Source organism: Leptothoe sp. PORK10 BA2, from assembly GCF_034932105.1.
In the GTDB taxonomy this organism is placed as follows: domain Bacteria; phylum Cyanobacteriota; class Cyanobacteriia; order Phormidesmidales; family Phormidesmidaceae; genus Leptothoe.
Genome location: NZ_JAYGIG010000043.1, coordinates 1 through 26,683, shown reverse-complemented (window position 1 = coordinate 26,683; position 26,683 = coordinate 1). Strand labels below are relative to the sequence as shown.

The window sequence follows — 26,683 nt, the reverse complement described above, 5'->3', positions numbered from 1 at the left end:
TAGGGGTGGGACTAGATTGGCGGTACTATTCCAACTCTAGTCCTATTTCCTGATGGATGCTCTACAACCATTAACTGATAACTATTTCAGACCTTTTACTGAGGGTCGAGGAACACCGGTTACGCCCGAGGGAAATAATGTCTGTCGGGTCAATTCAAAGGTGGCTTTCCAATCAAGGATGGGGAACCAGGCCCGTTGGTCAATCCAGTGAGCGAGTACATACGAGATAAGCTTGCAGTACTTTGAGGAACAGCGATCGCTTATCCCCAAACGCTTTGTAGATACTGTCCTTTTGCAGCCCGGTGACCGCCATCAAGTCCGCTAAAGAGGTAGCCTCATAGTCGCGCTCCCAGAAAGCGTTGATGACGGCTTCCATCACCTCATCAGTATCAAACTCCCGTAAGCGAGCCATCGGTGTAACCTCTTTTGCCCTACGAGAATTACCATGACTCATTGGGAATCGATTGGTCAAAAATTTTCTCGGCGGCGTTTGAATAGCGCTTTTGTGCCGTAAGTTGCTGCGCTATTACGTCGTAAAGTAGACCTATAGCGCTGGGAAGTCATTCAGCATCCGCGCGAACGGGGCTGGCTAGGTTGTTGTCAGCAATACTTTTATACGGTAAGTTGGGCAATCCACACCCCACAAGAACGGTAGGTAGAAGCTAATCTAATGGGGAAGGGGGGACACCCAATCACCTCACATCTGCAATAGAAAAACTTTTTCCCAGGAACTAACCATGCTGCAATCATTGTTCGATCTGCTGCAGCAGATCGACACGTCTATATTTAGCGAACTGAATGACCTCGACTGGACCAACCTCGCCACCTACGGAGCCCTAGCCGCCGCCTTTGTAGGCATTATCTGGACCTCATCTAAGAGTTTCCTCAAATTGCTATGGCAGAAAACCGAAGGTATTGTCGGGTTTGTCGTCAGTACCCTGGTGGTCATCTCCCTGTGGTATACCCTCCTGCGGGTCCATGTCAGCATATCTTTTAATCTAGATAAAGAAGTCTTTGATAATCTTCTCTGGTTCTCTGCTATCCTGTTTACCCCCTACTATTTGGTTCACTACAACCTATTCAAAGGCTTTGTCCTGACTGTCGTCAGAAGTATAGAATTACTGTTCGACCTGCTGGTATTTTCCTGGTTTACTGAAAAAGCAGAACAAAACAGACAAAAGTGGCGCACCCGTATCAATAATGTATATGCCCCATGGAAAAACAACTTTAAAGAGCTTTTTCAGAAAAGGGTCACGACAGCTCAAGATTCCCAAATATCATTATCCATAGAGTCTGTAGAGGATGAGACTACTGCGAATGCTGACCATGAAGCTAATGGGCAAGACATTACTGGGGTTGCCCATTAAATCCGTCGCTCGGCAGGATGCCGGTGATGGGATGAGTTTTTGACTGCTAGCGACTCCGGGGGACCCACCCCGGAGCCCCTCCCAGGAGGGGATGGGGGTATCAGTCTATGCATTAAATGTCTGATTAAATTGCTTATCCTAAACAGGAGTTTGCCTAGGGTTTTACTTATACTAAATCTTGTCCACATCCAGAACTGTGGTTTTTCTGGTAAGGAAACTCAAGGTTTCAACTTGGACGTGGTTTAAAACCTATTGCTCATGGGGTGCGTACAGATGGATAAAAAGGGCCCAGCCAAAGCTCCCAGCCAAGATCCCTCAGGCCATGCTATCGGCGGTGGTCTACCGGTCATCCAGCAATGGGCGAACTATACCCTTTCCACCCAAGGTCCTAAGGTCTGGCAAACGCTGTTCCATAAAAGTGCCTGTCTTTCCTGTGCCTGGGGTACAGGTGGCCAAAAAGGTGGATTTAGCAATGAGTTGGAAGAACCCCTGCAGCGCTGTGCCAAGAGTGTAGAGGCCATTAAGTCTGAACTACAGCCTGCGGTTAAATCCCATATTTTTCAAAACCAAACCCTGGCCCAGCTGCAACAACTTACCTCCCAGGAGGCTGATCGCCTGGGTCGTTTGAGTACACCGCTGATCTTGCGGGCCGGGAAGTCTCATTATGAGCCGATCCCCTGGGACGAGGTATATGACCTGGTGGAAACTGCCTTTCGGCATTCCCCTGAACGGGTGGCATCCTATAGTTCTGGCCGCTCCTCTAACGAGGCGGCTTTTTTATTGCAGCTGCTGCTGCGGGCCATGGGCTCCAACAACCTGGCGGACTGTTCTGATCTATGCCATCGGGCCTCTTCGGTGGGGTTAAAGACGGTGTTTGGGACGGGAACTTCCATGGTGAGTCTGGAGAGCCTGAAGCAGGCGGACTGTGTCGTGCTGATCGGCTCCAATGCTCCGGCCAACCATCCCCGATTGATGAATGAGCTGATTAAACTGCGCGATCGCAACGGCCAGATCATCACCCTCAACCCGGTCAAAGAAGTCGGCCTGGTCAAATTCGGTTCCCCCGCCTTTCCCCTCAAATCCCTTGTCCCCGGCTCAGAAATCGCCTCTCTGTTCCTCCAGCCTATCCCCGGCAGCGATCTGGCCATCCTGGTCGGCATCCAAAAATCCCTGATCGACCGGGGCCTGATCGACGTTCCTTTTCTCCAGGCCCACACCGAAAATTGGGCAACTGTTATCGCCCAGGCCCAGGCCGCCTCCTGGGAAGAGATCGTCACCACCTGCGGTGTTACTCAGACAGAGATTGAAACCGCCGCTACTATTATTAGCCAATCGTCTCGGGTGGTCTTTGCTTGGGCCATGGGCGTCACCCAGCAGGCTAACGGGGTGGAGACTATCTTTGCCATTGCCAATACGGCCCTGATGACGGGTAATGCGGGTAAACCGGGGGCCGGACTGATGCCCATTCGGGGCCATTCCAATGTGCAGGGATTTGGCTCCATGGGGGTGAGTAACGAGTTGAAGGAGGAGATGCGTCTGGCCTTGGAAAAGGTGTTGGGAAAATCTCTGAATCGAGTCCCTGGCTATGATGCCCGGTCCCTAGTGGAGGCTGCCGATGCGGGTAAGGTGGATACTCTCCTTTGTTTAGGGGGCAATTTCTACGCGGCCAATCCTGACCTGCACCAGGCTAAACGCGCCCTTGGCCAGGTGGATACCGTCATTTACCTGGCCACTAAACCCAACCTCGGTCACTTCCATGGTCTCGCTCGGAAAAATACCCTGATCATCCCGGTCTATGCCCGGTTTGAGAATCCCCATAAGACAACGGTGGAATCGGGTAACAACTTTGTCCGGCTGAATGATCCCGGTACAACCCATTTGAAAAACGCCGACCTGGTGGCGGAGGTGGATTTTATCACTGAGCTAGCTTACCGTCTCTTTGGCGATAGTCCGGTGGATTGGCGCCAGCTCAAGGATACTCACTATGTGCGTCAGTTAATTGCCCAGACGATTCCGGGGTATGGCGCGATCGCAACCATCGACCAAACGAACCAAGAGTTCACCATCGCTGGCCGTATTTTTAATACGCCCCATTTTCCCACCCCCTCCGGTAAGGCCCAGATGCAGCCCACTGCTATCCCCACCCTCACTCTGCCCCTACCCCAGGACTTCGACGGGCCAGACCAGGGTCTGGTGGTCGCCCTGATTACTGGGCGTAGCTATGGCCAGCACAATACCGTGGTCTATCGCACCGACGATCGCTATCGCGGCATGCCCCACCGCCACTGCATTTTAATGAACCCTGACGATGTGGCCCAGGCGGGCTGGGCCCCCCATCAACGGGTGACGGTCCAGGGGGATGCGGACCGGTTGGAGAATATTGAAATTATCTGTGGGGCTATTCGGCGGGGGGCAGCGCTGATGTTTTACCCTGAGGCGAATGTGTTGATGAAGGCGAGGGTGGATGTGCGATCGCAAACCCCAGCCTACAAACGAGTCCCCGTATTGGTGTATCAGCCCTAACGCTCGATCTTTGACTTCCTGACCGATGCCTTACAAGCCTCTCGACATGGTTGCCCTGCTTCTTCATTGCTCCCTGAAGGAGACTGACCCCCTTGAATCTTTACGAATTTCTAGGGGTACGGGCTAGCTGTTCGGAATGCATGTAAAGAGTCGTAAATCTCAACCTAGAATCGTGGCTAAGAATTGATTGTAATGCTTACACCAGCGCTCAAACTTGACTAGATGACTTGGAGGAACACTTTTGTGTGCTCGCTGTGGAAAGCAAATCTAAATAGTTTGTTTGAGATAAGGGGTATGGGACAGAATCCAACTCCCCGCCAGGGCAATTGTAAAGACGACTACAGTCACTGTGGGGACAGATATGAAGGGATGAATTTTCGTGGCGTATCCCAGCCTAATAAAAACTTCAAGGAAGACAAGGTGAATTAGATATATCCCTAGGGTAAGAATAGAGAGTTTTTTGGTTAAAGACGCTCTGTTGAAGATGGGGGTATTCCACCCCTTAAGCAGATACATCATGCTGACGGACATAGGAATGACTGTCAGACTTAGATATCCATCAAAATACAGACCTAGGTGAAGATTATTATTGACAGCTGTGGTGAAACATCCTAGAGCCGTTAACACAATTGAAATAAAAAATGTAATCCATAGAATATACCGACGGGGCTGAAAAACAGAACTACGAATTCGATGCCCGAGTAAGAAGAAAGGGATATATAGGAGAAACCAGTTGATAAAGAATTCAGAATCGTTGCCAGTAGCACTTCGATAAATATGATTAATGGATGCTAATGCGAATGTAGCAATGATGGCAAGGTTGAGTTCGTTATCTGTTGTTGTTGCGATAATTTTACGAAAAAAAGGAGTAAATAAATATAGTCCTAGAATCATAAATAAGAACCAAAGGTGCTCATAGGGGTTGCCTAATAATAATTTCCCTAATAATTCTATTGGAGTCGGTGGATCACCTTTGAGAGTCCCTTTTATAAATCTCCACACTAAGAAAAAAAGTGACCATGTGCTGATGGGAATACAGAGTCTAGCCACACGTTTTTTATAAAAAGTTGTAGCGTTTTCTTGTTTGTCAGGTGAGAGTAAAAGCGCTCCACTAATCATGACAAAGACCGGAACACACCACCGTACAGAGGAATTGTAAATATTGCCAAACCACCAATAGGTTGAACCAATATCATTGGATACCATCACAATGACGGTGACATGTAAAAGGATAACGGCCAGTATCGATACAACCCTTGAGTTGTCTAACCAAAATGTTGATTTATCCATTGGCGTGACTTGTGTGTAGATGTGTACTCAGCGTTTGAGCTAATGTCTGAATATGGGGTTCATCCATGAGGATAAAATGATGCCCGCTAACCGAGTGGATAGCTATTGTTCCTGTAACCATTTTATCCCAGCCTAGGCTAGGAGCCCTTGGCACTGAACGATAACCGTGAGGTTCTGGGGTTTGATCAGCCCGAAACAGAATTAGATCGCCACCGTAGGGGGCAGCTCGATACTGGATGAGGGCGTTACCGCTAATTCTTTCCTGAAGTGAGATTTTATCGTAGGAAGTAGGCTGATGCGTTAATGTTCTTCGACAAAATTGACCAAGGGCAGTAAGTTTCTGTTGCCCATAATGGACGCGTTCTTTCCAAGAGAAGTGACTAATTTTAGTCATTGTATTCTGCATCCACACAGACAGTGGCTCAGTAAACCAGTCACCTGGATAGTTATATGCATCCACCAAAGCTAGAAGACCGACAGCTTCCCCTTGGGCTGTCAATCGTTGCGCTATTTCATAGGCTAGTAGGCCGCCAAAGGAATAGCCACACAGATAATAGGGGCCGTGGGGTTGAACGGATTGAATTTCGTTAAGATAGTCTGCTGCCATCGTTTCAATACGCTCATGATAGACTTTCCCACTATCAAATCCCCGTGATTGCACTCCATAAATGGGTTGGTCAACACCTAAATATTTGGCTAAACCGTAGTAGTCGAAGACACTCCCACTTTTTGTATGGAAACAAAAAAGAGGTTGTTTATTGCCATGGGGTTGAATGGGGACAATCACTTCTCCAGGATTATCACCAGTTTTTTCTTTGATAAGGCTGGCCATTTGATAGAGGGTAGGAGCCTTAAAGAAGTTTGAGATGGGAAATGGTTGTTTAAACGTTTTTTCAATATTAATTGATAGCTGAGCGGCTAAGAGGGAATCGCCACCCAGCTCGAAAAAACTGTCGTCTTGATTAATTGATGGAAGCCGTAGAACCTCACACCATAAGGTCGTTAATTTACGTGTCCACGGATCTTGGATGTAAGCTTCATCGTCTGATACATAGGTGTATTCACAGATTGGTGTTGGTAAGGTATGGCGATCTACCTTCCCATTGGCGTTCAGGGGCAGGGCATCGAGAAACATGTACATGGCGGGCACCATGTAGTCTGGCAGTTGGTTTTGTAACCAACTGCGTAGGCTATTGACCTTCAGATTTTCGATACTGGAAACAATATACGCATATAAACGCTTTTGCCCTGGTGCAAATTCCCAGGCAACTACGGCGCTTTGTATAATATCTGGATGCTGATCTAGATGACTTTCGATCTCACCCAATTCAATTCTAAAGCCACGAATTTTAACTTGTTGATCTATCCGGCCAATAAACTGAATGGCTCCATTGGGTAGATATTTACCCAGGTCTTGAGTCCGATATAGGCGATGTTGGGTGATGGGATGAATAATAAATTGTTTGGCAGTCAACTCTGGCTGATTAAGATACCCTCTTGCTAGGCCAATGCCTCCGATGTAGATTTCACCAATCTCTCCCGGTTGAACAGAATTAAGAGCATCATCTAAAATATGAACCGCTACATTGTCAAGGGGATAGCCAATCGGGGCAACCGGAGAGTCATCCGTCGGACTACACGCCCAATAGGTGGCCTCGATGGACGCTTCGGTAGGGCCATAAACATTGTGTAAGTAGACCAAGCCCGATGAAAATCGCTTAAAAAATTGCTTTTGTAGCTCTAATGGTAGAGCTTCTCCTCCACAGAAGACGTGCTTCAATGTGGGGCACTGGTCTAGTTTGGGTTGTTCTAAGAAGACCCTTAGTAAAGAGGGCACTACACCAATGACTGATATTTCCTGATGAATAATGGTTTCAATTAAATATGCGATATCCAACTGGCCACCCGGTTTAGCCAGAACTAGCTGAGCGCCTACTAGCAGAGGCCATAAAATTTGTGTTACTGATGGATCAAAGCTGAGGGAGATTGTCTGCAGCAGACGATCGGGCTGATTGAGCGGAAATGTAGCCTGTCTCCAGGATATCTGATTGCAGATTCCATTGTGGGAAATCATGACTCCTTTGGGCGCACCAGTGGAGCCTGAGGTGTAGATAACATACATCAGATGATCTACATTGACCAAAATCTCTGGATTAGGACAGACTTGCTCGGTTAGCTGCAAGTCTCGGTCTAAACATAAGAGTTCGGTATTTCCACTGGGCAAGCATTTTTGTAATGTGGCTTCAATTGGAGCTTGGGTCAGCAGAATCTTAACCTGAGTGTCTTGTAGGATGAATTTTATCCGATCTGTTGGATAGTTGGGGTCAATAGGCACATAGGCGGCTCCGGCTTTAAGAATACCGAGGATACCGACAACCATATCCAAGGATCGCTCTACGCAAAGACCGACCAAGCTATCAGCCCCCATGCCAAGCATTACTAATTGATGGGCTAAACAATTCGCTTGATGGTTGAGCTGTTGATAGGTGATTTCAGCTGTTTCTGTAATCAGAGCAATTCCATGGGGTGTTCTTTGCACCTGTTGTTCAAACAGTGTGTGAATACAGTACCCCTGCGAAGGTAAAGCAACATGACCTGGGGCAACCTGTGACGGTGACAATAAACTTTCCTGATTGGACGGATTTGAAAAAATCGCCGGCTTCTGGGGGTGTGCTTTAGGAATACTCATCACAAGAAGGGATATTAAATGTTAGGACGTTGCTAATCCTCGGAATGACCTTTCCACCAAGTAATAACCAACAGCGTATTTAACAGACGGGTTCACGCTCTAAAACAGCAACGGTAATCTTGGTAATAGCAATCTGAAACACCCGCTGAAAGTTTGTTCTGTAGGACCAGGAAACCTCACAGTTTTTATTCTTTCTGCTTGTAAACAGCTTGACACGGTTTTTTTAACATCTTTATCTAAGCCTTAGATTAGTGAGAAGAGATCACTTAAGTAATCAATAAAATTTGATGTAAAGCCGGAACTATAATTGTTAAATTTATTTGAAAAGACAACTTTTTGGAGAAGATTGTATTTATTTGAGTTTAGTTGAGCAGTAAAGGATTAAGTTTTCATCATTGATCTTTAAAGTTTTCGTGTTTTTAGGGTTAGGCTGATTTGAGTGTGAAAGAGTTTTAAGGCTATTGATCAAAAAATATGATTGATGATGTACATGGGGATTGTTTTTGCCAAATTAGAATTCCCTAATATCGCCAGGCTATCCAACCCAATGTGATGATTCTTTTGGATTAGTCTTTTTCAAAGGGCAAAAAATACATCACAAATAGATGATTCAGAGAATAGTGAAGCAGTTGAATTACTGGTTAGGAACTTAATTTTGATCGGTTTTAAGATCAAACGATATGTATTTCAGCAGGTTTTATGTGTCTTTAGCTACATGCTGAAAGCGTAAGCTTAAAACATGCTGTATACCTAAAAATGTATACAGCATGTTTTAAGCTTACGCTTGTTAAATCAATTTTTTTAGACGCATAAACTAGAGCTATTTGTCTTGATAAAAGATGAGCAGATGGGGATTTAAATGATGTCTTAAGACGATTCTTGATGGCAGTCAGCCTATGATTTTAATCTAGACTAGTTGAAAGTAAAAAATTTATGTAGCCTCTCCTTAAGTAAAGTTTAGGTGATTATGGGTAGTTTTCCTCAGTGGAAACTCAGCTTTCACTCATAATCAGAGGGAGAGGTTTTCAATAAAGGTACTCTTTCGCTGGGTGGTTTTGTCATCCCATGGCTGAAGTTAACTTTTATTGTTGCATCTTGCGGTAGCTTTGGGGACATTGGCTTGGCCGTTTGCTTGTGAGTGCTTACTCGCATTTTTTTTGGACGCATGTGCACCATAGCCGATCTTAACTGCATTGAGTTGAAGATCTGTTATGGAACAATTTTAGTTTATTTGGTTTTTTGCTTGATTCGAGTGCAAACCATCAATTTTTGATAAGGGCAACATGATCATGCATTGGGTGACGCTAGGAGAACTGAGAGAAGGCTCTGTCGAATCATCGGCTTTATTAAAGACTGCACAATGGATTGAGGATTTTACGGCTAAACCCAACAAAAATCTCGGACGCTCTGGAGTGGTCTGTCCGTTCATACCACGCTCATTGAAGCTAGAAACAATTCAGCTTGTGGAAATCTCGGCATTGGGGATGAGTCAATCTGAGCTGGAGGGGGTGATTAAAGATTGTCGAGAAACATTTTTGCAACAAGTTCCTCGACAGGGAAAGCTGTCTTTGTATAAAGCATTGATATTTGTGTTTTCTGATATTACCCACGATCAGTGTGACTATATTGATCGAATACAGCAACGGTTAAAGCCGTTCTTTGTGGAAAAGAGATTGATGTTGGGGGAGTTTTATCCAGGTAACCAAAGTCCGGGTTTACATAATCCTGATTTTCGTCCACTTCAAAGCCCTGTGCCGATGCTGGTGATTCGGTCTATGACTGAACCGGATTTACCGTTTTTGAGTCGCACAACTGATGCCCCTGCTGTTCGGGTCAAGTTCTTGGAGTCTTATTTGAGGCAGATGGCTATTATGGGCCATTCTTCAAGGCTTACTGAGGCTTATCAGGCCCTAGGGGAAGCGCAACAGGATGTAATCCGTAGGCGACAGTCAGAACCGATGTCAAAATGTCCTGTTACGCGCTTAGACAGGGCGATTAGACAGAAGGTGTTTGAAGTGAGTTGCTGGCTGCGGATAGGGGCAATTACCCATGGTTTGAACCGAATGTTATCCCGGCTGTTGGGCCTGTTGCCGGGGGTGAGTGTTCACTTTTAGGGGGAACTGGGAGGGCTACTTGGGAGTTCTAATAGTGGTTGCCTGTTTTACGGTGGTGCATAGCTGTTTTGGTATTGGCGTCAAGTACCTCTCCGCACTGAGGATTCCTGCACTTTGCGATCGGTTCTATCCTAACGAGCAGGAACGCTGCCCACAAAAACAACACAGTATGTTGGTCACAATAGCCCAATTTTGGGAACTCATATCATTGTGACTTGATTTCTTCTGCTGGTTTTGTAATGTCCGTCTTTTTGCTGAGAGTCAGCGACTGTTAATTTTAGGAGAATTGTTAAGTATGGCTGATGTTAAGTTAGTTTTAGATCCCGTATCCCAGTTAGTGACAACGGATGATCCATCACCTACCATCTCGGTACGATGGAATCGGGCTGCACAACAGGCGGTTATTAATACGGCTCCAGGCCCCACTGTGGCATCCAGAGCCTACGGCATTGTCCATACGGCAATGTTTGATGCTTGGGCCGCCTATGATCTAGGTGCGATCGCAACAACAGTTCTAGGTGATACATTACAGCGTCCCACCGCTGAAAATACAGATGCCAACAAAACCGAGGCCATGAGCTTCGCCGCCTATCGAGTGTTGGTGGAACTGTTCCCGACTCAGCGAGCCATTTTTGATACGCTGATGGCTGAGCTAGGCTACAATACTGCCAACGTAACGGTGAATACTAGAACCGCTGCAGGGATTGGTAATGTTTCCGCTGAGACCCTAATGGTGCAGCGTCGTCAGGACGGATCGAACCAGCTCGGTGGCTATGCCGACACCACAGGCTACACCCCGGCTAACCCTAACTCGGATACCCTTAATGACCCAGAAAGGTGGACACCGGAGTATGTGCCCATTGATTCGGCTCCTGGTGATCCCGACTTTATTCGTCAACAGCGATATCTCACCCCTCACTGGGGTACAGTTGATACCTTTGGTGTCAGTGATGTTGCGGCCATTCGTCCGGTGGCCCCGAAGCCATTTTTCTTACCGAATGATCCAACAACGGTTAATCCTGAATTTATTGCCCAAACCCAGCGAGTTATTGACGCCAGTGCTAACCTCACTGACGAACAGAAATCAATTGCCGAATTTTGGGAAGATGGTCGTGGCACGTCTTTCCCTCCAGGTACCTGGATGACCTTTGGTCAGTTTGTTTCTGGCCGTGACGACAATAGCATTGATGATGATGCGGTATTATTTGCCGCCCTGGGTAATGCCGTCTTGGATGCGGGGATCGCCACCTGGGAAGCCAAGGTATTTTACGACTACTTGCGCCCCGTACAGGCGGTGCGTGAACTGGGTCGACTCGGGTTAATTGGTGACCCCATTACAGTCGGGGGACCTTACGCCATTAATGCTTGGGCTGGGCCGGGATTGGGCACTGGCCTGATTCTGGCTGAAGACTTTTTAACTTACCAAACCCCCGGCGGTGACCCGTCTCCACCCTTTTCGGAATATACCTCTGGCCACAGTGCCTTTAGTGCCGCTGGTGCAGAGATCTTAAGGTTGTTCACTGGCAACAATGCGTTTGGGACGTCGGTTACATTCCAACCCGGGCAATCTCGGTTTGAACCGGGCACGACCCCTGGTTCATCGATTACATTGGCCTGGGATACCTTCACAGAAGCCGCTGATGAGGCTGGACTGTCTCGGATCTACGGGGGGATTCACTTTGAGGATGGTGACTTAAATGGTCGTGCCCTCGGGCGTAATGTGGGTGGCCAGGTTTGGAATCAGCTGCAATCGTTTCTCAATGGAGCGACTACCATTAATCTTGAGTTTAGTGTGGCTCAGATTAGCACCACGGCAGAAATTGGGGTGTTTGTGGCGGATGATGCCAATGGCACCATCGATGGGTTGGCTCCTGGGGATGTGGGGTATACGGCAGCAGCCTTGGCTCGATCTGCGGTACTCTTCTCTCCCGTCTCAAACAGTACTGACTTTGTTTCAGAATTTAGCTTTAACAGCACCCGCTCATTTATTAGCGGTAGCTATTTGAACTTTTTCTCCATCACCGATGGCACGGTGGATACGTATTTGAGTGGTGGCAGTGGAACAGTTTCCTTCTCCAGCAGCCGTCAAATTACGGGCACCGGCAATAACTTTAGCCTGGATATTGAAGGTGTCAATATTAGTGCGGCCCAGGTGAACACTGCGCCAACGGGTGTTGGCTTCCAGGGGGTGAGCCAGGCTGAGATTATTGATCTGACCAGCCTCACCGCTGCGGTCAATGTTACCTTGACGATTCAACGGGAAGCGTACTTCGACAATATTGTTGGCTTCTATGAGGTGGATGATTTATCCGGACAAATCACTGACAATGCGGGTAATGCCGTGAGTCCTGGGGTGACAACGGAGTATATTCAAGCAGCCCTGGGGCGCCGAGTGGCGGATATCTCTCTCGCTGTTGAGGCTAACAGTGTTACCACCATCAACACGACCTTGGAGGCTGGCAAAATACTGGCTCCATTTATTGTGGTCAATGGCACCATTGAAGACCTGTTGGATGTGGATACGTCCAACGATCCGGCCATTTACTTTCCATTTATGGGGGCTAATGCCGATAGGGTGGATCATGTTCGTCTCTACGGCGATAATATCTTTGGCTTTGAAGATATGGCCGGTGGCGGTGATACCGATTATGACGATATGACAATTCAGGTTAAGTTTGCTTAATGTAGGTAAGTAGGTCAGTCTAATCTTTTTTAGATCAGGTGTCTGCACAGCAAGGTTTTCAGACACTAGCGTCTTATATTTGATTGGGTCTATCTACTTATCTATTTACCAGCAACCTAAAATAGCTGCATGAGAATGCAGACCTTGAGCCGTCAATCTAACTGTGAAGAAATTGGCGGTGGCAGAGCTTTCTCTAAAGTCGCTACTTCACGTTGGAATCTAGAGAGACCGTCCTGAGCCCACTGGCTAATTTCATCAATCAACTGGGCTAATCAACCGGTTTTGACGACACAGCTTTATTTCCCAGATGAAGCAGCCAATCAAGGTGATATTTTCTTTAGTTCTACTCTTTTGTTGTTGGGAAAGGATAGGGACGACAACAAAAGAGCCACGTTTGATTTTGTTCTGAAAATAGTGTGAAGTGGCTGGCAGGGAGACATGTTCTGGGGCACCCCATGACAGGTGTTCTGAGGGCTGTTGCTCCTTACCCCAACGCCGACCACAACTGCTCCTTTGCCGCATCCAAGGCCCCAGGCAGCTTCGACGCATCGCGACCACCCGCCTGGGCAAAGTTAGGTCGACCACCGCCGCCGCCGCCAGTAATCTTGGCGATGCCGCCAATAAACTGGCCAGCCTTCAGCCCTTTATCCATGGCCGCTTTGCTAAAGGCCGCCACCAGACTCACCTTGCCCTCCGCCGGGATGGAACCCAGTACCACGGCACCCTCCCCTAGCTTCTGCAACAACCGCTCTGCCACTGTTTTCAGCGAGTCAGCATCTACTTCTCCCATGTTGGCCACTAGCACCTGGAAATCCCCCATGGTTTGTGCTTGGTCCAGTAGCTGATCTGACTTTAACAGGGCCAGTTCCGACTTCAAACCATCGACCGTTTTTTGGCTGGTCTTTAGCTCGGTCTGGAGGTTGATAATCCGCTCCACCAGCTCCTCGGGCTTGGCCTTAAATCGCTCCCCCAGATCCTTCACGATCTGGTCACGCACGTTCAGGTATTCCAACACCACCGGACCCGCCACCGCCTCGATGCGTCGCACCCCAGCGGCAATGCCAGACTCGGCAATAATTTTAAATACACCGATCTCCGCTGTGTTGCCCACATGGGTGCCGCCGCACAGCTCCATGGATACCCCAGGGAAATCCACCACTCGCACTTCGTTGCCATACTTCTCGCCAAACATGGCGGTTGCCCCCTTGGCCTTGGCATCGGCAATGGGCATCACCTCTACCTGGGCACTGTGGGCTTCGGCAATCCAGGTGTTGACCTGGGCTTCCACCTGCTGCACTTCGGCTGGGGTGAGGGCACGGGGAGAGTTGAAGTCAAACCGCAGCCGGTCAAAGCTGACTAGGGAACCGGCCTGAGAAATGCCGTCATCCACTAGCTTTTTGAGGGCGGCTTGGAGTAGGTGGGTGGCGGAATGGTTGGCCTGGGACCGACGACGACAGGCGCGGTCAATTTGGGCACTGACGCTATCGCCGATGGATAGGGTGCCCCGCTCCACCCGACCGATGTGGATGAACAGATTGTTATCCTTTTGCACATCCTCAATGCGTACTACCAAGGTATCGCCAGCCAGATAGCCCCGGTCGCCAATCTGGCCACCGGACTCGGCGTAGAAGGGGGTTTGGTCTAGCACCAGCTGCACGTCGGTGCCCGCTTCAGCGGTCTCCACCGTTTCCCCATTGGCCAAAATGGCCTTCACCGTACTTTGACTAGTGACGTCGGTGTAGCCGAGAAAGTCGGTGGAGTCGATACCCAGTTGGCTGAGGCTCCCTTGGGCCAGTAGATCAATCGTTTCATGGGCGCTCTTGGCTCGCTCCCGCTGGGCTTCCATGGCGGTTTCAAAACCGGCCACATCCACGGTCAGATCATTCTCTTCTGCAATCTCCTGGGTCAACTCCAGGGGAAAACCAAAGGTGTCGTACAGTTTAAAGGCTTCTTCGCCAGAAATCTGCTTGGGCTTACGTTCCAGGATCTCCGCCAACAGTTTTTCGCCCCGTTCCAGGGTTTTGAGAAATTGGGTTTCTTCCCGATCTAGCTCAGCTTTGATCATGCTTTCCCGCTCCCGCAGCTCGGGATAGGCAGTCTCACAGAGAGCAATGGCGCTTTCGGCCACCTGGTTAACAAAGGCGCCTTCGATGCCAAGTAAGCGACCGTGGCGTACCACGCGACGAATTAATCGGCGCAGGATGTAGCCTCGCCCCACATTGGAGGCGGTGATGCCATCGGAAATCATGTGGGCGACGGAGCGCACGTGGTCACCGATCACCTTGAGGGAGACCTTCTTGCTCTCATCCACGGCGAAGTAGTCGATCCCGGCAATATCCGCCGCCGTTTGGATGATGGGAAAGATCAGGTCCGTCTCGTAGTTATTGGGTTTTTTCTGCAGAATCTGGGCCATGCGCTCTAGGCCCAGGCCGGTGTCGATGTTCTGGGCCTGTAGGGGGGTTAGGTTGCCGTCGGCATCCTTGTTGTACTGCATGAATACCAGGTTGTAGAACTCGATAAACCGGGTGTCGTCCTCTAAATCGATGTTGTCATCCCCTAGCTCGGGATGGAAGTCGTAGTAAATTTCAGAGCAGGGGCCACAGGGTCCGGTGGGTCCAGAGGTCCAGAAGTTGTCTTTTTCATCCATGCGGATGATGCGCTGTTCGGGGACGCCGATCTGGTCGCGCCAGATGGCATAGGCGTCGTCATCTTCGCGAAAGACGCTGACGACTAGATTTTTGGGGTCCAGCTTAAACACCTGGGTGGATAGTTCCCAGGCCCAGGCGACGGCCTTTTCTTTGAAGTAGTCGCCAAAGCTAAAGTTGCCTAGCATTTCAAAGAATGTGTGGTGGCGGGCGGTGCGGCCTACATTCTCAATGTCGTTGGTGCGGATACATTTCTGGGAGGTGGTGGCCCGGTCTACGGGGGCTTTGCGCTGGCCTAAAAAGATGGGTTTAAAGGGCAGCATACCGGCGATGGTCAGCAAAACCGTGGGGTCTTCCGGTACCAGGGACGCGCTGGGAAGGATCTGATGACCTTTCGCCTCGTAAAATTTGAGAAAGGCTTGGCGAATGCCAGCGCCACTGGTGACTGATTTTTCTAACCCAGGCTTTGACGTAGACATTTTTTTAGAGGGCGCGCTTGGCGGACTTAAAGTTCTATCCATTCTGACTGATGCTGCATTAAGTTTAATGAAACATCAATGGTTTTGTAGGTATTCATTCCCGAATGGGGCTGTTCCGTAGAATGAGGAGCTAGGCCTCTGCCGATTGTAAATGCTGCTCGATCAAATCACAGCATTCTTTGACGGGGCGGCGGTCGGCCATGGCCTTGATCAGGGCGCTGTAGGCGTTGGGTTCTTTTTCGATCAGGGTTCTAGCTTGGAGCATGGACCAGCGCTGTTTGAGGGGGACCTCGGCTAAGGGGCGGTTCATTTGCTGCCATAGCAGGTTGAGCTTTAGTCGGTCGTCCCGGCCGCCCTGAGCGGTGCCATAGGTGAGTTCTTCGGCGGCGATGCCCGCCATCCAGACGGTGCAGTAGCGGTCGATCTCTTGCTGACTGATTTTACCGATTTCTACGGCCCGGTCGATGTCGTCGGTCTTAAAGACGACACCGCCGGTGCCATTGACTCCGGCCTGCAAGGTTTCCCAGGCGGTGAGGGTGTAGGCATCGATGGGAATGCCGAGGAGATAGGCGGTGAGGAAATGGCCCGCTTCGTGGTGGACGATGCGATCGCAATATGCCGGCGATCGCTGGGACAGCCAATCCACCAGCAGGGTGCCCCCCCGCCCTTGCCAACCCAGCTGATCCAAAGACACCAAGCCAATCAAGGTCGCCGTCACCGTCGCCAACCCTTCTGGTGAAACGGACAGCAGCGGACCTAGCAAAATCAGCATCGTCACCGAAAAAACCGAAACGGCGATGATATTCAGGGTGATGTCACTCATGGATGGGTAAAAGTGGATTAGCAGAGGTCGTTGAACCTGCAGGGTAACTGATCAGCTGGGATGTCAGCTGGGATGTTTAGATGGGATTTAACAGTTGCGATCGCCAATGGCACCATCGGGCAGCACCGTATCACAGATAATCGCCTCCGACCAAATGGCTCCCCGCAGATTGGCCCCCTTGAGGTTGGCCCCGCGCCAATTGGCATCGCCAATAATCGCTCCCGTCAGCTCCGCATCCTGTAGGTTGGCTCCTTGCAGGTTGGCCCCCGACATATTGGCCTGGGTCAAAACGGCACCGGTCAGGTCCGCACCACTTAAGTTAGCCCCCTGCAGTCGAGCACCGTTGAGGGATGCCCCCACCAGGTTTGCCTGGCTGAGGTTAGCCCCCCCCAGTTCCGCCAACATCAAATTGGCTTCCTGCAAATTACTTTGGCTCAAATTGGCTTGGCTTAACTCGGCAATTTTGAGATTCACCTGGGAAAAATCTTGCCCCGATAGATCGGCCTCCGAGAGGATGCACACTGGGCAGTCCCTAAGTTCTAGCAGCATATCTACATCGTCTTGCAAATAGGCCCAACTGGGGGCCGCAAAACTCACCACCGCGAGGAACACCATGAGTATTATTGTTCCCAGGTCCGCCGCTAACGATTTTACGTTCATCCTTTTTCCACTTATCGATAGGCCTATTTTCCCACCCATGGGCAACCGATGGGTATAGGGCGATCAAATTTTGACCCGCCGTTTTGAGTAACCTGGGGCACCTACCCAAAAATCGCCACCCATGATGCTGAACAACCAAAAAGGACGCTATATCCAGTCTATCGTGTTGATTTTTGTTTAAGTATCCACAGGGTAATGGGTTTTCTACGTAAATATATAGGTATGGTTAAATACAGCAGTTAATCTACGTAAGCAACGCTCATTTTACTGCGCGTTGTCCTGGGTGCCTCTACGTTCAAATCAAAAAATTTGTAGCAGCAGGTTTTCTGTGATGACAGGGGTTAAGCAACAGCTTGTCCTTATCTATATGATATTGGGCACCGTTATCGTCTCGATGTTCATACCCATCGACTGGCAGACCCAAGCAAAGGTCCTACGGGACTGTGTCTTAATGGCTTGGGTGGTGGGGGTTGTTAATTTTGCCTATTTGGGAGGGGGGCTCAACCGGCTCCTGGGTATTCGTCCTCGTGAGCCCTTAGGCCTACTCGGTATTTTGTTTTCGCCGTTCCTCCATCGCAATGCGGCCCACTTGATTGCCAATACTTTACCGTTTGCCATTTTGGGTTGGTTGGTACTGCTGCAGGGGCTGGATGATTTCTATGCCATCAGCGTCGCAATTTTACTCGTCAGCGGTTTGGGTACCTGGATTTTTGGGCGGGCGGCCATTCACTTGGGGGCCAGCGGTCTAATTTTTGGCTATTTAGGGTATCTGATTGCCCGGGGGTACTTGGAAGTGACCCTCATGACCCTGGGGTTGGCCTTTCTGGTCATGTTGCTCTATGGCGATCAGTTTTGGAGCATAATGCCTGGTGCCGATGACACCACCATGTCCTGGGAAGGCCACCTGTTTGGCTTTTTAGGTGGGGTGCTGGCTGCCTCTAACCCCGGTTTTTTAGATCAGATTGGGGTCTTTCTCGCCAGGCTGTAGGCAAATTTTAACCACAGCAAGTGTTGCCGATTCTCTTCTGAAACAACAACAACCCACCCGTTATGCCACCGTATCAACTGGCATAACGGGCTTCATGGTTCCCGTTTGGATTGGTTTAATCAATCTGTTCCCAGTATTCAGTTTGTTTGGCTAACGCCAAAACTTTGGGGGATGAATTTGATTAGGGAATCCATCATTCCACCCTCATACCCTACTCATTTTCCTAGGGGAAACTGATTACAGAACAAGCCAACTAACCCACGGGGGAATCCACCATGAAAGCCATTGCCATTGCCAGTACCCTCATTTCTCTGGGGGCCATTGTGAGTCCAGCTTTGGCCCAGGAAGTCACCCCTGGGCGTACAGCAGAGCCCGTGATTGTTGCCCAGGCCAACAATCAAGCCCTCAGTACCGTTATCCGTAGCGATGACACCCTATATCTAAACAAGGATGAGGTCCACGAGTATAACCTCCGGCTGGAGAATCGCACCGCTGTAGGGGATCAATTCTTGCCTGAGGGGAGTATTATCCGGGGCCAGTTTGAGCCGGTAGATGGTGGACTGCGCTATGTGGCTGATTCTGCAGAGGTGGGCGATCGCATTTTTGACCTCACTGCGGTGTCTGAAACTCTCACGGATCAAAAGGATCCTCGTCAAACCGATACTGACGACATCATTGAGGATGCTGCCATCGGTGGTGCGGGTGGTTTGATCATTGGGGAAGTGCTAGGGGATGCGGACTTCTTAGAGATTTTGGGAGGTGCTGCGGCTGGTGTCATTGTGGGTAATGTGACGGCCCCAACGGTGGTTGTTATCGAGCCGGATCAGTCGATTTTGCTTTACCAATAATTAACGCCCTGACCCCATAGGCCTTAGGTAAAAAACTTCAGCGGAGACATGTATTCCGCTGAAGTTTTTTATTTTTTATCCAAGGCCATAAATCATTATTTATAGTGAGGTTAGACTAGTAGCCTAACGGCGTAGGCATGTCCAACACTCAATCCTATATGGTGGCAGACAACTGTGAGTCAATGGTATCAAATTGAAGCCGATGTCGTAATCCAGCAGGTTAACAGTCATCTAGAGCATGGATTAACCACAGTCGCAGCCCATCAGCGGCTGTTGCGCGATGGGCCTAACGCATTAGTGGCCACTGCGGGTAAGTCTCCCTGGCAGGTGCTTTGGTCACAAATCAGTGAACCCTTGGTGGTCATGCTGATTGTGGCGGCGATTATTTCTGTAATTGTGGGGGATTTGCGGGATGCGATCGCAATTCTCGCCATTGTCATATTCAATGCAATCCTAGGGTTTCGCCAGGAACGCAGGGCGGAAAAAGCCATGGCGGCCCTCAAAAAAATGGCTGTACCCACGGTGCGGGTAAAACGAGACGGCCAAGTTCAAACCTGTTCCATGGAGTCGTTGGTTCAGGGTGACTTGGTGCTGTTAGAGGCCGGAAACCTAGTCCCCGCTGACGGACGCCTGATCGAAACCGTCAACCTCCAGGTCCAAGAATCAGCCCTCACGGGCGAGTCAGCCCCCGTGGATAAGCAGGCTACCGCCGTCTTTAAAGAGGAACAAGCCCTGGGCGATCGGTGCAACATGGTTTATCACAGCACCACCATCACCCGGGGGCGCGGCACCTTTGTGGTGACCGAAACCGGCATGGCCACCGAAATTGGTCACATCGCCCGCATGCTCCAATCGGTGGAGGCCGAACCCACACCGCTGCAAAAGCGGCTGACCCAACTGGGTAAAGTGCTCGGCGCAGGAGCCATTACCATTGCCCTGGTGATTGCAGCCATGGGACTGATCCAGGGAGAATCGCTGCGCCACATGCTACTGACGGCGGTCAGTGTGGCCGTCGCGGCTGTGCCGGAGGGACTCCCGGCGGTGGTCACCATTTCCCTGGCCTTGGGGGCAGAACGCATGCTCAAGCGCCAAGCCCTAATTCGTCACCTGCCGGCAGTGGAAACCTTGGGGTCAGTCACAACCATTTGCTCTGACAAAACAGGCACCCTCACCGAGAACCAGATGACGGTCACTGTGCTAGATATTGCCGGACAGCGGGTAGAGTTCTCCGACCAGCGGGTAGAGTTCTTCGACGATGAGGCCATTGGCAATCAGGGGCTCAGTTTATTACTCTTGAGCGGAGCCTTTTGTAATGATGCCACCCTGGATCAAAACCAAGCCATTGGTGACCCCACCGAAACTGCCCTGGTCACCGCCGCTGCCCAAGTGGGACTGCTCAAGCGGAAGCTAGACCAGCTGTGGCCCCGCATTAGCGAGGTTCCGTTTGATTCAGACCGCAAGCGGATGACCACCTGCCATCGCTGTGATCAACCCCTACCCGATAGCCTACAAAAGATTTGGCAGCAGGCCGTACCCTCCAATACCCAGGCTGTTGTGTTTAGCAAAGGTGCCCTGCAAAGTCTCATGCCCACCATGGATCGGGTGTGGATCGACCATCAGGTGCAGGTGCTCACCGATGATCTGCGCGAGCGGATCTACACCGCCCATGATCGCCTTGCCAACCAGGGGCTGCGGGTACTGGGGCTGGCCTTTCGCCCGGTGTCCACGATCCCCAAGCCCGACAATCTAGAACAGCAGCTCGTGTTTCTGGGCATGATGGGGCTGATGGACCCCGCTCGCCCCGAGGTCAAAGAGGCCATTCACCTTTGCCAAACGGCAGGCATCCAGGTGGTGATGATTACGGGGGATCATCCCCTCACTGCCCAGCACATTGCCCAGTCCCTGGGGATTAACGACGGCGTTAACAATAACACCCTCACTGGGCAAGCCCTCAGCAAAATGCCGGTGGAGCAGCTGGCCGCCGCTGTCACCGAGACTGCTGTCTATGCCCGGGTCACCCCGGAGGACAAACTCAGGATTGTGCAAACATTGCAGCACCGGGGCCACATTGTAGCGATGACGGGAGATGGGGTGAATGACGCTCCAGCCCTCAAGCAGGCGGATATTGGCGTGGCCATGGGGATCAGCGGCACTGATGTGGCGAAGGAGGCCGCCGATATTGTGCTACAGGACGACAACTTTGCCTCTATTGTGGCCGCCGTTAGGGAAGGGCGCGTGATCTATGACAACATTCGTAAATTTATTAAGTACACCCTGGCGGGCAATGTGGGTCAGCTGTGGCTGTTGTTCTTAGCGCCTTTTTTCGGCATGCCGATCCCACTGGTGCCAATCCAGATTTTATGGATCAATCTAATTGCCGATGGTTTACTGGCCCTGGCCCTGAGTTTTGAACCGGCGGAAAAACGGGTGATGAAGCGCCCCCCCTATCGACCCAATGAGAGTATTTTTAGTCGGGGCATGGGCACCGATATTCTCTGGGTTGGGTTACTCTTGGGAATTGTTTTAATCCTGGTAGCCCACACCTACTGGCGTGGAGGAGATCCCGCTTGGCAAACCATGGTGTTTACCACCCTGGCGTTTTCTCGCATTGCCCTGTCAGAAGCGGTGCGGTCGTCATCGGAGTCATTGTTTAAGATTGGACTCCTGTCCAATAAAAAGCTACTGGGGGCGGTGCTGCTCACCTTCTGTTTACAATTGCTGGTGATTTATGTGCCGGTGTGCCAAGTGTTTTTCTCGACCGTGGCGTTGAGTGGGAGGCAGATTGCGATCGCAATGCTCCTCGGCACCATCAGCTTTTGGACCTTAGAGCTGAAAAAAGCTGTCGTCAAGTGAAGCCCGGCTAAGTTGATCGAAACCCATTCCCCCTAATGACCATCACTTACCGGCGTAAGCGCCACCGGAATCTCAATGTAAAACGTCGTCCCCTGGCCGACATTAGACTGACAGTACAATTTGCCCTGATGCATTTCCGTCACAATTTGATAACTAATGGATAGCCCTAATCCAGTTCCTTTACCCACCGGTTTTGTGGTAAAAAACGGATTAAAGATATTGGCCGCCACCTCCTCTGGAATGCCAGGGCCATTATCCGCCACCTCTATGACTAGAGCATTCTTCTCCTGTTTCCAACTGGTAGAAATCTGAATTTTCGGTGACCGATGATTGGGCAGTTGATGCCCATCAAAGGCATCTACAGCATTCACCAAAATATTCATAAATACCTGGTTAAGATGGCTGGCGTAACATTGAATAGACGGTAAATCCCCATAGGATTTAACAACATTGATATCAGCGTGCAGTTTATCCGCCTTTAACCGATGTTTCAAAATTAAAAGCGCATTATCAATCCCCTGATGAATATCCACATTTTTGAGCGCAGATTCATCCACCCGGGAGAAGTTTTGCATGCTCCTAACAATATCGACAATGCGACTAGACCCCATTTGCATGGACGCCATTATCTTAGGCAAATCCTCTAAGATAAATTCCATGTCAATATCCTCAATCTTGTCTTCAATGGGCTGTTCTGGTTTCGGATACTGCTGTTGGTACAGATCCAGCAGTTCCAACAGTCCAGTCACATACACCTGCAGCGGCTCTAAATTGCTAGAGATAAATCCCACCGGATTGTTAATCTCATGGGCAATGCCAGCCGCTAGCTGACCCAATCCAGCCATTTTCTCACCCTGCACCAACCGAGCCTGGGTACTTTTTAACGCTTGTAGGGTTTTATTTAGGGTTACCGTTTGTTGTTGAGTTTTAGTCAACAGCTCCGCCTGCTGCAACGCTACACCCAATTGAGTCCCCACCTGGGCCAACAGTCCTACCGCGTCCTCATCCCAGTAGCGAGGTTTTGACGTTTGATAGGCCATTAGCAACCCCCACAGTTTTTCCCCTTGTGAAATCGGGACAAACACCTCATTGCGGGGTAATTGACCATCCTGATCAGGTGCGGAAAAAACCTCCTGGATAATCGTCTGATTGGGAATAGCCGGTTGCCAACTATCCACCATAGAGTCAGCCACAAATGCCCCACTCCAGTCAGAATTAAATCGATAAATAGCCACCCGATCTACTTCTAGAAGCTGTCGCACCTCATGGGTGGTGGTGGTAAAAATCACGTCAATATCCAAGGATTGACGAATTTTATCAATGGTTAGAGTCAAAGCCCTTTGGCGATCCGTAGCCTTTTGCAAAGCCGCCGCCTGCTCGCGCACCTGGGCCACCACCTCTGCCTGATTTAGAGCTACCCCCAGTTGAGTACTCACCTGGGATAAAAAATCTATTTCATCCGTTTCCCAATGACGCGGACAAGAATTTTGACAAACCGCTAGCAACCCCCATAATCCATTACCCTCCATGATTGGCACAATAATATAAGCCAGTGCATTAGAGTCCTCTAGCAAGGTCATATGATGAGCTTCACAGTCCGTCTGATGAATATCATCCACCGCCAAGGTTTGCTGATGGGCGTAGCGTCCCCCTTGATGCTCCATCAAATAGGGATCTTTAATTATTTTCTGAGCACCCACCAGCTCAGGCCAGCCATCTGCCACAGATTCGGCCACAAACTGACCGCTCCAATTAGAATTAAACCGATAAATAACTACCCGATCGGTTTTGAATAGCGATTGAATTTTTTTGGTCGTCGTATCAAAAATCTCCTCGATTTGTAGGGAGTCACGAATAGCATTAATGGTTTCAGATAACAGCTGTTGCTGCTCTAATGCCCGTTCACGGGACGAGATATAAGCCAGCTGAGCAGCCTGCAGTTTTAACTGCTCCACCTGGCTCCATTGACCTAGGGCAACCCCCAAATGCTTAGCAATTTGGTCAATAAACTCAATTTCAGACAGTTGCCATTGCCGAGTACTCTGACATTGATGAATGCAAAGCAGACCCCATAGCTCAGTCCCATTCATAATGGGCGATACCACATTCGCCTGGATGCCAAAATACTCTAGTGTCTGAATACAACTGTGTTGGATGCCATGTTCATAAATGTTGTTGGCAACATACATCTGCCCTGCCTGATAAAGAGGCCTATAGCTTTTTCCAAAGGAGTGATCATAAATCTGTTCCTCAAGGATGGATATTACTCCTTCGCCATAATCTTCAGCAACAAACTGTCCTTCCCAATGCTCTTCACTTTGAAAGAAAAAGATACCCACTTGATCAGCCTTTAGTAGCTGTCTCACTTCCTGGGCTGTTGTTTGGAAAATAGTTTCCAAATCAAGGGATTCACGAATCCGGGTAATCACACCCGTTAGGGACTTTTGCTGCTCGGTCTGATAGCGTAGCTGCTCCAACAGCTTTAACTGTTGTAAGGCAAAACTTAAATATTCCACAATCTGCTGTACAAACCTGATGTCATCTGCACTCCAGTGGCGTACACATTCACATTGATGGATACAGATTAGTCCCCATACCTGTTCACCTTGTAGGATAGGTACTTCTAGATTAGCCCTAACCTCAAACCGTTCTAAGAACTTAACGTGATTGTCACTCAGCCCAGCCTTGAAAATATCGCTGACGGCCTGAACTCGTCTCTCATCACTTTGAGGGATCGATGGCTCCTCAAAATTATACTCAAATGCTTCTTGAGTTAAGACAGATCGCCAATTGCCCGATACATTTTCAGCAACAAATTCCCCCTGCCCACCTTGTTCAGGCGTAAACTGAAATATTGCCACCCGATCTGCTTTTAAAAGATGGCATATTTCGGTGGTAACAGTTTTAAGCAAACCATCTATATCCAGAGACTGACGAATCTTGCCAATCGTTTTGGCCAGGGCTTGTTCGCGATCCAGATCATCAGTCAGTATTTCATGGGGATAGACTGTAGTAAAATCTTCCATCTGATCCAGGACTAGCCTAAATTTTTCAACAATCTGCTGCACTAGACTAATTTCTTCGGGACGCCACTCATGGGCAGCTTGGCAATGGTGCACCCATAGCAATCCCCAGAGGTCCTGTTCCTTAAGTATGGGCACAACTAAACTACTTTTCACTTGCCACTGATTGAACCGCTCCACATCCCGAGGGTCTAAATCAGCATGATGAATATCGGCGATTGCCTGGGTCTGTCCTTCAAGATATTGGACCGGATCAGCTCTAAAAGGCTTATCTCGTTGGATAGCCAGGAGCGATAAATAGCCTTTTGCCAAATCCTCAACAATAAACGAACCATTTCCACCCAGACCAGGTTCAAACTTGAAAATAGCTACTCGATCTACATTGAGCAGCTGTCTAACTTCGACCACGATATTCTGTAAAGTCGTATCGAGATCTAATAGACGAATACTGAAGTTGATGCTATCCATCACAGGGTTGAACTGCTGAGTAGGCATGGTCGCCGTCACTTCACCACCTACAGTTTGTTTGACATGACTAAATCTAGGGATGAAATGCATCTCGTTAATCTATGAAAGGAGCCACATATCGCAATCCGATGAATATATTCATCGGATTGTGCCGCACATAGCCGTTGCTACCTAAAGCTTTCAGCGATCACCTACGTTGTGAGCTATGTACGTCTCGTCACATTAAAACTTGCTAAATAAAGGATTCTGAAAGTATTCCTAACTATCAGGAGAATTCTTCATCGGAACATTGGCTAATTTTCAACAACAGGGCACCTCTATTAATTGCCTTGACCTCAAAAACAACGTGCCCAACAGTTTCCAATTGGGATAAGTGGGTTAGCCTAATCGTTCATAAGATAGAAAACAGGTGTTTGGCTTCCTTGCATCGATCACCAGGATCAGCCATACCCCTATCCATATACACTAAATATTCGATATATCAAAAACCTGTTGTAAAGTCAGACAACTTGGGATAATTCAGTCAAGATTAAAACAAGTTTCTGACAAGATTAAAACAAGTTTCTGAGCATTGCCCAGGATACTTGCTTTGCAAAGGGTTGATGTTCACACCTGATGCTGCTGGTAAATGGCACCTATTAGCAACTACCTTAAGGACTTGATTACGGTGGAAATAGTTCCTAGGAAAACCTACTTAGATTGGATTAAGGCACAGGTTCTATGTAACAAACCTTACAGAGACTTTAAGTATTGCAAAGCAATTTCATTTTTAACGGCCAAAATCAGGGTGGCGTGATTAAGCTTGGAATATACCAAGTTGACCGATAACTATGCCGTTAGTCACTGTGGGGGCAGCTCCCGGTTGTCCTTATAGTTGTATTTCCTGTTTATCAATGTCGTAGTTAAGCAGAGTCTAACTGGTGCTGAATGTGAGTCAGGAGCTAGGTAAATGTTGTTCAACCATGAGGGTCGGCCTGTCCCCCAAGTAAGCTTCCGAATAGTGACAGCGGTGGGTTGGTACGAGCTGTCGACGGCGGATTTCTTTGAGCACAAAACCGTGGTGGCATTTGCGGTGCCAGGAGCCTTTACCTGCCCCCATTCTCTAGGGCGAACGCACACGTTTCTTAATAATTATCAAACAGAGGATTAAGAAGCCATAGGATCTAAGGCAACCTCGTTTGCCCATGGATGCCTGGTATGACTCAATCTACTATTGCCACGTTGAAAGAG

15 protein-coding genes are annotated in these 26,683 nt (G+C 49.2%); 8 read left to right on the top strand and 7 right to left on the bottom strand.

Translation table 11 applies throughout. The features are described from left to right. Window positions 1–199 precede the first annotated feature (199 nt). On the bottom strand, window positions 200–412 hold the full coding sequence (locus VB741_RS11410) for a TetR/AcrR family transcriptional regulator (protein ID WP_323365302.1): 213 nt from the start codon (window positions 410–412) through the stop codon (window positions 200–202). 325 nt (window positions 413–737) lie between these two features. Between VB741_RS11410 and VB741_RS11405 the strand changes: the two genes are divergently transcribed. After that, window positions 738–1,367, top strand: a complete 630-nt coding sequence (locus VB741_RS11405; protein WP_323365301.1) for a hypothetical protein — start codon at window positions 738–740, stop codon at window positions 1,365–1,367. 273 nt (window positions 1,368–1,640) lie between these two features. Beyond that, window positions 1,641–3,890, top strand: a complete 2,250-nt coding sequence (locus VB741_RS11400; RefSeq protein ID WP_323365300.1) for an FdhF/YdeP family oxidoreductase — start codon at window positions 1,641–1,643, stop codon at window positions 3,888–3,890. 267 nt (window positions 3,891–4,157) lie between these two features. On the opposite strand, the gene VB741_RS11395 is transcribed toward VB741_RS11400, so the two are convergent. Then, window positions 4,158–5,180, bottom strand: a complete 1,023-nt coding sequence (locus VB741_RS11395; protein WP_323365299.1) for an acyltransferase — start codon at window positions 5,178–5,180, stop codon at window positions 4,158–4,160. Beyond that, window positions 5,173–7,800, bottom strand: coding sequence for a non-ribosomal peptide synthetase (locus VB741_RS11390; protein WP_323365298.1), 2,628 nt, complete (start codon window positions 7,798–7,800; stop codon window positions 5,173–5,175). Before VB741_RS11390 ends, VB741_RS11395 begins: the two co-directional genes overlap by 8 nt. A gap of 1,358 nt (window positions 7,801–9,158) precedes the next feature. Here VB741_RS11390 and VB741_RS11385 point away from each other — a divergent pair. Both VB741_RS11385 and VB741_RS11380 read left to right on the top strand, forming a co-directional pair. After that, window positions 9,159–9,983, top strand: coding sequence for a DUF6875 domain-containing protein (locus VB741_RS11385; RefSeq protein WP_323365297.1), 825 nt, complete (start codon window positions 9,159–9,161; stop codon window positions 9,981–9,983). A gap of 295 nt (window positions 9,984–10,278) precedes the next feature. Further along, the gene (locus tag VB741_RS11380) at window positions 10,279–12,666 is read left to right on the top strand and encodes a DUF6851 domain-containing protein (protein ID WP_323365296.1); all 2,388 of its coding nucleotides are present in this window, start codon (window positions 10,279–10,281) and stop codon (window positions 12,664–12,666) included. A gap of 484 nt (window positions 12,667–13,150) precedes the next feature. On the opposite strand, the gene alaS is transcribed toward VB741_RS11380, so the two are convergent. The 3 genes from alaS to VB741_RS11365 all read right to left on the bottom strand — a co-directional run bounded on the left by alaS (window position 13,151) and on the right by VB741_RS11365 (window position 17,273). Continuing rightward, a complete protein-coding gene (gene alaS, locus VB741_RS11375; RefSeq protein ID WP_323365295.1) occupies window positions 13,151–15,790 on the bottom strand; it encodes an alanine--tRNA ligase in 2,640 nt (879 codons plus the stop codon). A gap of 130 nt (window positions 15,791–15,920) precedes the next feature. Further along, window positions 15,921–16,613, bottom strand: coding sequence for an ATP-dependent Zn protease (locus tag VB741_RS11370; RefSeq protein WP_323365294.1), 693 nt, complete (start codon window positions 16,611–16,613; stop codon window positions 15,921–15,923). Window positions 16,614–16,700: 87 nt separating this feature from the next. Further along, complete coding sequence (locus tag VB741_RS11365; protein ID WP_323365293.1) at window positions 16,701–17,273, bottom strand: pentapeptide repeat-containing protein; 573 nt, start codon at window positions 17,271–17,273, stop codon at window positions 16,701–16,703. Between the two features lie 394 nt (window positions 17,274–17,667). Here VB741_RS11365 and VB741_RS11360 point away from each other — a divergent pair, with 394 nt between their 5' ends. The 3 genes from VB741_RS11360 (at window position 17,668) to VB741_RS11350 (ending at window position 21,962) form a co-directional block, all read left to right on the top strand. Continuing rightward, a complete protein-coding gene (locus VB741_RS11360) occupies window positions 17,668–18,261 on the top strand; it encodes a rhomboid family intramembrane serine protease (protein WP_323365292.1) in 594 nt (197 codons plus the stop codon). A 275-nt stretch (window positions 18,262–18,536) separates the two neighbouring features. Beyond that, entirely contained in the window at window positions 18,537–19,109 is a 573-nt protein-coding gene (locus tag VB741_RS11355; RefSeq protein WP_323365291.1) for a hypothetical protein, read from the top strand. Window positions 19,110–19,283: 174 nt separating this feature from the next. Further along, window positions 19,284–21,962: a cation-translocating P-type ATPase gene (locus VB741_RS11350; RefSeq protein WP_323365290.1), complete on the top strand. Its 2,679-nt coding sequence runs from the start codon at window positions 19,284–19,286 to the stop codon at window positions 21,960–21,962. A 32-nt stretch (window positions 21,963–21,994) separates the two neighbouring features. Here the strand turns inward: VB741_RS11350 and VB741_RS11345 are convergent, their stop codons facing one another. Then, window positions 21,995–25,480: a GAF domain-containing protein gene (locus VB741_RS11345; protein WP_323365289.1), complete on the bottom strand. Its 3,486-nt coding sequence runs from the start codon at window positions 25,478–25,480 to the stop codon at window positions 21,995–21,997. Window positions 25,481–26,402: 922 nt separating this feature from the next. Here VB741_RS11345 and VB741_RS11340 point away from each other — a divergent pair. Then, entirely contained in the window at window positions 26,403–26,603 is a 201-nt protein-coding gene (locus VB741_RS11340; protein ID WP_323365288.1) for a hypothetical protein, read from the top strand. Window positions 26,604–26,683: the final 80 nt, after the last annotated feature.